Origin of the sequence: Muriicola soli (genome assembly GCF_004139715.1) — a bacterium.
GTDB classification, from domain to species: Bacteria; Bacteroidota; Bacteroidia; order Flavobacteriales; family Flavobacteriaceae; genus Muriicola; species Muriicola soli.
Genome location: NZ_CP035544.1, coordinates 2,281,988 through 2,292,500, shown reverse-complemented (window position 1 = coordinate 2,292,500; position 10,513 = coordinate 2,281,988). Strand labels below are relative to the sequence as shown.

Sequence of the window (10,513 nt, the reverse complement as noted above, 5' to 3'; positions counted from 1 at the left end):
AATGACTGCTGTTCCCCCTGTCATATATTCGCAGCCGTGGTCGCCAATCCCTTCAACTACCGCAGTGGCTCCGGAATTTCTGACACAAAATCGTTCTCCCGCCTTACCGTTGATATAGGCTTCCCCTGAAGTAGCTCCGTATAAGGTTACGTTACCGGTGATGATATTTTCTTCTGGTTTTAAGGTGGACTTAGCAGGTATCTTTACAATCAGTTTAGCACCTGAGAGACCTTTGCCCAAATAGTCATTCGTATTACCATTGACTATCATAGTAAGGCCTTTAGTGGCAAATGCACCGAAGCTTTGTCCGGCAGATCCGGTAAAGTTTAACTTTAAAGTGTTTTCAGGTAGACCCTCAGCACCGTAGATCTTCGAGATCTCATTGCTGATTATTGCTCCTACGGCACGGTCTGTATTGTAAATATTGAAATCCAGACTCGTTTTTTCCTTCCTGAAAAGCGCAGGATGCGCCTTTGAGATGATTCCAAACTCAATGGAATCGCTCACATGGTGTTCTTGCTTTTCAGTATTGTAAAGTTTTGTTCCTTTACGCACATTGACCTTATGCAAAATTGGAGTCAGATCAAGGCCGTTAGCCTTGTAATGATCAATTGCCTTATTCCGGTTGAGCTTCTGCACCTGACCTACCATATCACTAAGGGTCCTGAAACCAAGTTTTGCCATGATCTCCCGAAGTTCCTGGGCCACGAAATACATATAATTTACAACGTGTTCCGGTTTCCCATCAAATTTCTTACGCAGTTCAGGATTTTGGGTGGCAATACCTACAGGACATGTATTGAGATGGCACACGCGCATCATAATACATCCAGAAGCGACCAATGGTGCAGTGGCAAAGCCAAATTCTTCGGCCCCAAGCAGACATGCAACGGCCACGTCTCGTCCTGTTTTTAGTTGACCATCGCACTCCAGCACAACCCGATTTCTCAGGTCATTCATCACCAGGGTCTGTTGTGCCTCAGCAATTCCTAGTTCCCAGGGTAGTCCTGCATGCTTTAAAGAAGTCAGTGGTGATGCTCCGGTACCCCCATCAAAACCTGAAATAAGAATAACATCAGCCTTGGCCTTGGCAACACCGGCTGCAACAGTTCCCACTCCAACTTCAGAAACCAATTTGACATTAATCCTGGCTTCGCGATTTGCGGATTTTAAATCGTAAATCAGTTGTGAAAGATCCTCTATCGAATAAATATCATGATGTGGCGGGGGTGAAATGAGGCCAACATACGGAGTAGAATTCCTCGTTTTGGCAATTGAAGGATTAACCTTTGGGCCGGGAAGTTGTCCTCCTTCTCCTGGCTTGGCACCCTGAGCCATTTTTATCTGAATCTCGCTGGCATTAGTCAGATAATTAGACGTTACTCCAAACCTTCCCGATGCCACCTGCTTTATAGCACTGTTGCGCCAATCTCCAGTTTGATTTTTGTAAAACCTTTCGGGATCTTCGCCACCTTCACCTGAATTGCTCTTTCCTCCAATGCGATTCATAGCAATCGCTAGATTTTCATGAGCCTCTTTGCTAATAGAGCCATAAGACATCGCACCGGTTTTAAAGCGCTTTACGATATCAGTCCAGGGCTCTACTTCATCAATTGGGATTGGATCAAAATTGGTAAACTCAAAAAGTCCCCTGAGCGTCATCAGCTCTTTGGCCTGTTCATTTACGATCTCCGAATACTCTTTGTACGTTTCAGGTTCATTATTACGCACCGACTTTTGGAGCTTCGCAATGGTCAGAGGGTTAAACATATGTTTTTCCCCACCCCTTCGCCAGCGGTATTCTCCTCCTATCTCTACTTCAAGGTTAGCAGCAACACGTTGGTCTGCAAATGCTTTTTTGTGTCGTTTAGCAATTTCTTTTTCAATTTCGTATAAACCAATTCCCTGTATTCTGGTGGGGGTATTTGGAAAGTAAGTGTTTACAACAATGGTATTGAGTCCGATGCATTCAAATAATTGAGATCCCCGATAAGAATTAAGGGTAGAGATCCCTATTTTGTTCATCACTTTTACTATTCCTTTTCCAATGGCTTTATTGTAATTCTTAATAGCCTCATCAAAGGTGTAATCCGTAATGTCGTTTTCCTCAATTTGTTCCCCTATAATTTCATTTACCAGATATGGGTTGATGGCACTGGCGCCAAAACCGAACAGCAAAGCAAAATGATGCACCTCTCTCGGTTCTGCCGATTCTACTATGATACTTAGATTAGAGCGTTTTCCCAGTCGTTGTAAGCCGCTATTTACATAAGAACAGGCTAACAGGGCAGGGATAGGGGCTTTTTGTTTGCTCACAAACCTGTCTGATAGTATAATGATATTAGCTCCCTGGTCTATAGCCTTTGATGCTTGATCTAGGATGGCTTCCAACGCTTCCTCCAGTCCGTTATGACCTCTGTCAATATCATAAAGTACCGAGATAGACTCTACTTTGTAGTCAGGACTGGCATCGTAGTTTTTGATCTTATCCAGGTCTTCTTTTGAGATGACAGGATTCTGAATTTTGAGTTTACGACAATGCAGCTCTGTAATATCAAAAATATTACGGTCAGTTCCCAGGGTAAGGCTGATATCTGTGATGAGTTCTTCGCGAATACCATCCAAAGGTGGATTAGTTACCTGAGCAAACAACTGCTTAAAATAATTATAGAGTAGCTGAGGGCGCTCTGATAATACAGCAATTGGGGTATCTGATCCCATAGAACCAATAGGCTCCTTGGCATTTTTACCCATAGGAAGGATAATCGTATTGATATCCTCTAAGGTGTAACCGAATATTGCTTTCCTTGTTTCCACCGTTTCTTCCCCTAGAAACAAGGGACAGTCGTTATAGGGAATGTCTCGGAGATGCACTAAATTTTTGTCAAGCCACTCTTTATAGGGATGTCTGCTTGCGATCTCTTCTTTTATTTCCGTATCATTCACTATTCTTCCCTCTTCCATGTTTACAAGAAACATTCTCCCAGGCTCCAAACGTCCGTGATACTCTATATTTTCCGGAGCAATGTCGAGAACTCCGGTTTCTGAGGACATAATTACGTAATCATCCTTGGTCACCGAATACCTCGATGGCCTCAGTCCATTTCTGTCTAAAACTGCGCCTATATAATTGCCATCAGTAAATGGTATTGAAGCAGGCCCGTCCCAGGGTTCCATTACACAAGAATTATATTCGTAGAATGCCTTTTTGGCTTCAGACATCTCAGTATTTTTTTCCCAGGCTTCGGGAACCAGCATCATCATTACTTCAGGTAGTGACCTGCCTGTCATTAATAACAGTTCAACCACCATATCCATCGTGGCAGAATCCGATTTTCCGGGAAGTATGATGGGCAGTATTTTTTTAATTTCAGGTCCAAAAAAGGGACTTTCTAACAAAGCCTCTCTGGAAGCCATCCTCGTTACGTTTCCTCTCAGGGTATTAATTTCTCCATTGTGACACATGTACCTGAAGGGTTGTGCGAGATCCCAGGTAGGAAAGGTATTTGTGGAAAAACGCTGATGAACCAAAGCCAGTCTTGTTACCACTCTGGAATCCATCAGGTCCTTGTAATACAACTTTATATCCTGGGGCATCAGAAGCCCTTTGAAGATGATAATTTTTGTAGACAGGCTAGGGACATAGAAAAACTTACTTTCAGAAAGTTTAGAGTTGATCAAGGTATGTTCAGTGACCTTACGGGCGATAAATAATTTTTGATTAAATGTGGTAATATCTTCCTTATCAGAGCTTTTACCAACAAAGATCTGCATTACATAAGGCTCAGTTTCAGAAGCCATTCTCCCGGGTACGCCTCTGTTCACCGGAACATCTCGCCAACCCAGTAATTGCATACCTTGTCTTTCGATCTCAGATTCAAGAACAGAAATACAAAATGCACGCTGATTTTCTTTTTTAGGAAGGAACACATTTCCCGTAGCATACTCTCCGGGCTCGGGTAATTCAAAATTACATACCTCTTTAAAAAACTGATGTGGAATATCTATAAGTATTCCTGCGCCATCTCCGGTTTTTCCATCCGCACTTACTGCCCCCCTGTGTTCCAGCTTATCCAGAATCTCCAGAGCTTTGTGGATAATATCATTCGATTTTTTTCCTTTCAGGCTACAGATAAAACCGGCGCCACAATTATCGTGTTCAAACTCCGGTAAATACAATCCTTGCTTCTTCAACATCTCTTTAGTGTATTTTGCTAAAAGTACCAAAATCACTAAGAATCATATAAGGTTACCCTTCAATTCAGAGAAGAAATACAACGTATATAATTTTTCATTGAAAAAAATGCAAAAATCAATATTATAGCTTGTTTTTATGATTTTTTCACAATCGCGAAATAAGAAAAAAGACCCTGACTAGGGCCCTTTTATAGCAAAACGATTTACGGTAAAATAGAAATAGTATACTGCTATTAATCTCGGAGTATACTGCGTGAAATCACAATCTTTTGAATTTCGGATGTCCCTTCGTAGATCTGCGTAATTTTAGCATCTCTCATAAGCCGTTCTACGTGATAGTCCTTAACAAAACCGTTACCGCCATGGATTTGTACTGCCTCTACTGTAGTCTCCATGGCCACCTGTGAAGCATAGAGTTTTGCCATGGCTCCGGAAAGGTCGTAGTTCTCATTGTTATCCTTATCGCAAGCGGCTTTGTAAACCAGGAATCGCGCGGCCTCAATTTGAGTGTGCATATCGGCTAATTTAAATGCGATTGCCTGGTGGTTCATAATTTCAGTACCAAATGCTTTTCTTTCTTTGGAGTACTTTTTAGCCATTTCATAAGCCCCGGCGGCTATGCCCAGAGCCTGTGCTGCAATTCCGATTCGGCCTCCGGCCAGGGTTTTCATGGCGAACTTAAAACCAAATCCGTCCTCTCCAATGCGGTTTTCCTTGGGAACTTTTACATCATTGAAATTTAATGAGTGGGTATCACTACCGCGAATTCCCAATTTATTTTCTTTAGGACCAATCTCAAATCCATCCATGCCCTTCTCAACGATCAAGGCATTGATGCCTTTATGAGCTTTCGCCCTATCGGTCTGTGCTATTACAAGGTATACGTCTGCAGAATTCCCATTGGTGATCCAATTCTTGGTGCCGTTAAGGATGTAGTGATCACCTTTATCGATGGCAGTGGTCTTTTGAGATGTGGCATCGCTGCCTGCTTCGGGTTCAGAGAGGCAAAATGCCCCAATGATTTCCCCTGTGGCCAGCCTAGTGAGGTATTTTTTTTTCTGTTCTTCTGTTCCAAATGTTTCCAGTCCCCAGCAAACAAGTGAATTGTTTACGGAAACAATGACCGATGCTGACGCATCAATCTTAGAGAGTTCCTCCATAACCAGGACATAAGATAGGGTGTCGAGTCCACTTCCCCCGTATTGCGGATCAACCATCATCCCCATAAAACCGAGTTCACCCATCATTTTTACCTGAGTTGAAGGAAATTTTTGTTCTTCGTCTCTTTCGATGACACCGGGAAGTAATTCTTGCTGTGCAAAGTCGCGCGCAGCCTGCTGTATCATCAACTGTTCTTCGGAAAGCGTGAAATCCATACTACTTATTATATTGTTAAAAAAGGCTTACAAATATACATCTAGATTAGATATTATTCAATGATTATATAGTCAATTTGAGAATCTCTCAACAAAAAAACATTTGGGATCTGAACGATTTGATATTATTATTTTATACCCGGGCAATATTTTTATATTTGTTGGATGTAGATAATAAAGGATAAACTACCACAGTGTATTATGAGACAACATTAGCTTAAATCGGATGACGGGCCTTTTCAGAAGGCTCCTGAAGTAAAAATAACACGACTCATAATTTAATCCTTGATTTTTAATGAAAGATCTTTTAAAGAAGTACGAAAATAGAGCTCCCGAAATAGTATTTAATTGGAAAGACCCGGAAACAGAAGCCGAAGGTTGGACCGTTATCAATTCACTCCGCGGTGGAGCGGCAGGTGGAGGTACCCGGATGAGAGAAGGCCTCGACATGAATGAGGTACTATCCCTGGCAAAAACAATGGAAGTAAAGTTTACCGTTTCCGGTCCTCCGATAGGCGGGGCTAAATCGGGTATTAATTTCAATCCAAATGACCCGAGAAAAAAAGGGGTTCTAGAGCGTTGGTACCGTGCTGTTTCTCCCTTGTTAAAAAGCTACTACGGTACCGGAGGTGATCTTAATGTAGATGAAATACACGAAGTGATCCCAATTACTGAAGACGCCGGAGTTTGGCACCCCCAGGAAGGTGTCTTTAACGGCCATTTTAAACCTACTGAGGCTGATAAAATCAATCGGATAGGGCAACTTCGTCTTGGGGTAATTAAAGTTCTGGAGAGTCCGGTGTATTCTCCTGACACCTCTAAAAAATATACGGTAGCCGACATGATCACCGGATTTGGTGTTGCTGAGGCTATCAAGCATTACTATGATATCTACGGAGGTTCTGTTATCGGTAAGAAAGCAGTAGTTCAGGGATTTGGGAATGTTGGCGCTGCCGCTGCTTTTTACCTGGCCCAGATGGGAGCAAAAGTAGTTGGAATTATAGATCGTGAGGGAGGAGTGATCAAGGAAGATGGATTTTCTTTTGACCAGATTAAAGAGTTCTTCTTGCACAAAAAAGGCAATACACTAATCGCAGATGCCGACAGAATGATTCCATTTGAAGAAATGAACAAACGAATTTGGAGTCTGCCCACTGAGATATTCGCCCCGTGTGCAGCTTCTCGCCTGATCACCAGAGATCAGATCACACAAATGATCGACACAGGTCTGGAAGTTATTTCTTGCGGGGCCAACGTTCCGTTTGCCGACAAAGAGATATTTTTTGGCCCTATTATGGAGCACACGGATGAGAAGGTAAGCCTTATCCCCGATTTTATTTCAAATTGTGGTATGGCACGGGTTTTTGCTTATTTTATGGAAGGAAGAGTGGCAATGGATGACGAATTGATATTTAATGATACGTCTGATGTGATAAGAAAAGCAATTTTGAATATCTTTAAACAAAATCACACTAAGACCAACATAAGCAAAACGGCTTTTGAAATAGCACTAAAACAACTCCTTTAAAACCAATTTGATATGGAAACCATTATCATCATTGTCTTTTTAGCCGGGTATCTGGCCATAACTCTGGAACACAATCTCAAAATTGATAAGCTCATCCCAGCTTTGGCCATGATGGCAATATTATGGGCCCTGATAGCCCTAACACATATGCCGGTTTTTGAGGTGAATACGGAGCTCAAGGAATTGGAGCCTTCGCATATAGACGAAATGCTCCTGCACCATTTGGGAAAGACGGCAGAGATACTGGTTTTCCTCCTAGGGGCGATGACTATTGTCGAAATCATCGATTATTTTGATGGTTTTGCAACCATCAAAGGGTATATACGGACAAAGAAGAAATCGAAGTTGTTATGGCTTTTTTCCATCCTGGCCTTCGTTTTATCGGCAATAATTGATAACCTCACGGCCACCATCGTTTTGGTCACAATTTTACAGAAGGTGATCAAAGACAGGGAACTTCGACTGTGGTTTGCAGGTATGATTATTATAGCAGCGAATGCGGGCGGGGCCTGGTCTCCTATTGGGGATGTAACCACAACCATGTTGTGGATTGCGAATAAGGTAAGTGCTTGGCAGCTTATTGAACATGTATTTATCCCATCCGTGGTTTGTATGATCGTTCCGGTGCTGTTTGCACTCCGTTACAAGGTCTTTCAAGGAGAAATAGAAGGTGATCTGGAGGAAAAGGAAATTCCCAAATCACCCTATGGTGCCACCATGTTATATCTTGGATTGGGATCTATTGTTTTCGTTCCTTTTTTTAAGACCATTACACATTTGCCACCTTACGTGGGAATGATGTTATCTCTGGCAATAGTTGCCACCTTTGCTGAAATATACAGTAATGCAAAATTCAGTATCTCAACTGTAAATTTTGATGAAGATGATGCTTCACATCACAGTCCGGTACATTCTTCTCTTTCCAAAATAGAACTTCCCAGTATACTATTCTTCCTGGGTATCTTGCTCGCTGTTGCAGCCCTGGAATCACTCGGGATGTTATTCGAGTTTGCTGAAACCCTAGACAAGACGATGCCTATGCTTGGGACAGAATCAGCAAATATTGTGGTTTCTGATCTGGTTGTAGTGATCCTGGGCGTTGGCTCTGCGGTAATTGGCAATGTTCCGCTAGTGGCTGCTAGTATGGGGATGTTCTCCGTTCCCGTAGATGACCCGGTCTGGCATTTTATCGCCTATTCGGCAGGTACAGGAGGAAGTATGCTCATTATAGGTTCGGCGGCAGGTGTTGTTGCTATGGGAATGGAGAAAATCGATTTCTTCTGGTACTTCCGTAAAATAGCCTGGTTAGCACTAGTGGGCTTTGTTGGTGGTGCGATCACATTTGTCCTCATGAGAAATTTAGTGTTGAACGCATAATTAAATCTTCATAACTCCGTTATAGGGGCAAATTACTTAAGAGAATACATATGATTATATTTCAAGATCTGGCAAATGAAGTCCAGGCAGGGGAGGTAATATCTGAAGAAAAGACACTTTCCGTAATCGATTTGATTTTAAATGGCGGTACAGGGAGTATTGTTATTATCTCTGTGTTGTTCGCCATGCTGGCGGTAGCCCTGTACATTTATTTCGAAAGGCTCTTAGCAATAAAGGCAGCATCTACTATCGATAAGAACTTTATGAATCAGATCAGAGATCATGTGATGAATGGGAAACTTGAAGCCGCAAAGATCCTTTGTGCCCAAACCGATTCTCCAGTAGCCCGCTTAACGGAAAAAGGCATATCGCGCATAGGGAAACCTTTAGACGACATCAATGCAGCCATTGAAAATGCCGGAACTCTGGAGGTGTATAAACTAGAGAAAAACGTCAATGTTCTGGCAACAGTGGCGGGTGCGGCTCCAATGATAGGATTTCTCGGTACCGTAATCGGAATGATCCTGGCGTTTCATCAAATGGCCAGTAGTGGCGGGCAGGCCGAAATGGGAGCACTTGCATCAGGTATTTATACGGCGATGACAACAACAGTCGCTGGTTTGGTGGTAGGGATCATAGCCTATATGGGCTATAATCACCTGGTGAACCGAACGGATAAAGTGATCCATAAAATGGAAGCTAATGCCGTGGATTTCCTCGATTTGCTCAACGAACCCGTTTAAAGTCCACTTATGAAATTGAAAGGTAGAAATAAGATCAGTCCGGAATTCAGTATGTCTTCCATGACAGACATTGTATTCCTGCTGCTCATCTTTTTTATGCTGACTGCCAATTCTCCCAATGCCCTGGATTTACTTTTACCCAAGGCTAAAGGGAAATCGACCAATACCCAAAACGTTTCGGTTTCCATCAACAAGAATCTGGAATATTTTGTAGACAATCAGCAGATTAACGGAGCCTATATTGAAATTGAACTAAAAAAAGCACTGGAGGGAAAAGAGAACCCCACCATTATTCTGAGGGCAGAGGAAAGTGTCGCCATTAAGGAGGCCGTCAATGTCATGGACATTGCCAACAAGAATAATTATAAGGTAATCCTGGCTGTGCGACCCAATTAATGTCGTTCCTAGATACGAGACACAAGAAAAAGTCCTTCTCACTTACTGTTTTTCTGCTAAGTGCCTTACTCCTATTGCTTTTTTACATCGGTCTTACTTATATGGAGCCGCCCATTGAAAAGGGGATAACGGTAAACTTTGGGAGTATGGAATTCGGCTCAGGAAGAGAACAGCCTAAGGAATTGCTGCGGCCGGCACAGAACGAAGCTCCGGAAAAATCAGAACCGGAAAAGGAAGCTGAGGTTTTAGAGGAGGAAGAAGAGCCTCTGGAGGAAACAGCTCCAGATAAAGTGGCAGAAGAAGTGCTCACCCAGCAAAGGGAGGAGGCCATCAAGATCGAAAAACAGAAAGAAGCCAAAAAGAAGGCCGAGGAAGCTGCTGAAAAGAAGAGAAGAGAAGAAGAGCGAATTGAAAGGGAGAGGCTAGCGGCAATCGAAAAAGCAAAACAGGAGGAGGAAGCTAAAAAAAGAAAACTGGACGCCCTTATGGGTGGCATAAATAATGCCGATGGCACTGCCCAGGGCAATGAGGGTGATGATCAATTACCGGGAGATAAAGGTCAGGCAGATGGCGATCCCTATGCTACTAGTTATTACGGTACTCCGGGATCGGGAAGTGGAACAGGAGGGTACGGCCTCAATGGAAGGTCCTTGGTCAATCAGGGGAAAGTTCAGCAGGAATGTAATGAGGAGGGAAGAGTAGTTGTAAGAATAGTCGTGGATAGGAACGGGAAAGTCATCGATGCTACGCCGGGGGTAAAGGGCACTACCAATAATCATCCTTGTTTGTTGGCTCCTGCCAGGAAAACTGCATTTCTACATCGTTGGAACCTCGATCAGAAAGCACCAAATCAACAGGTCGGTTTTGTGGTAGTCAATTTTAAACTGGGGGAATAA

General features: G+C 42.9%; 7 protein-coding genes (1 of these 7 only partly in view). 5 read left to right on the top strand and 2 right to left on the bottom strand.

Translation table 11 applies throughout. The annotated features are described in order from the left end of the window. Positions 1-4,197: the 5' portion of a glutamate synthase large subunit gene (gene gltB / locus EQY75_RS10480; RefSeq protein ID WP_129605663.1), read on the bottom strand. The gene continues 309 nt to the left of window position 1, outside the view; the window shows 4,197 of its 4,506 coding nt (coding positions 1-4,197); its start codon is at positions 4,195-4,197; its stop codon lies off the left edge, out of view. A 233-nt stretch (positions 4,198-4,430) separates the two neighbouring features. Then, positions 4,431-5,573, bottom strand: a complete 1,143-nt coding sequence (locus EQY75_RS10475) for an acyl-CoA dehydrogenase (RefSeq protein WP_129605661.1) — start codon at positions 5,571-5,573, stop codon at positions 4,431-4,433. A 295-nt stretch (positions 5,574-5,868) separates the two neighbouring features. On the opposite strand from EQY75_RS10475, the gene EQY75_RS10470 reads away from it, so the two are divergent. From EQY75_RS10470 to EQY75_RS10450, 5 genes are read left to right on the top strand one after another with little or no spacing between them, the layout of a single operon-like run. Next, positions 5,869-7,101, top strand: coding sequence for a Glu/Leu/Phe/Val dehydrogenase dimerization domain-containing protein (locus tag EQY75_RS10470; RefSeq protein WP_129605659.1), 1,233 nt, complete (start codon positions 5,869-5,871; stop codon positions 7,099-7,101). A 12-nt stretch (positions 7,102-7,113) separates the two neighbouring features. Beyond that, positions 7,114-8,478, top strand: coding sequence for a sodium:proton antiporter NhaD (nhaD, locus tag EQY75_RS10465; RefSeq protein WP_129605657.1), 1,365 nt, complete (start codon positions 7,114-7,116; stop codon positions 8,476-8,478). Positions 8,479-8,528: 50 nt separating this feature from the next. Then, a complete protein-coding gene (locus EQY75_RS10460; RefSeq protein ID WP_129605655.1) occupies positions 8,529-9,221 on the top strand; it encodes a MotA/TolQ/ExbB proton channel family protein in 693 nt (230 codons plus the stop codon). Between the two features lie 9 nt (positions 9,222-9,230). Then, positions 9,231-9,617: an ExbD/TolR family protein gene (locus EQY75_RS10455; protein WP_129605653.1), complete on the top strand. Its 387-nt coding sequence runs from the start codon at positions 9,231-9,233 to the stop codon at positions 9,615-9,617. Further along, positions 9,617-10,513: an energy transducer TonB gene (locus EQY75_RS10450; protein ID WP_129605651.1), complete on the top strand. Its 897-nt coding sequence runs from the start codon at positions 9,617-9,619 to the stop codon at positions 10,511-10,513. The genes EQY75_RS10455 and EQY75_RS10450 overlap by 1 nt, the downstream gene beginning before the upstream one ends.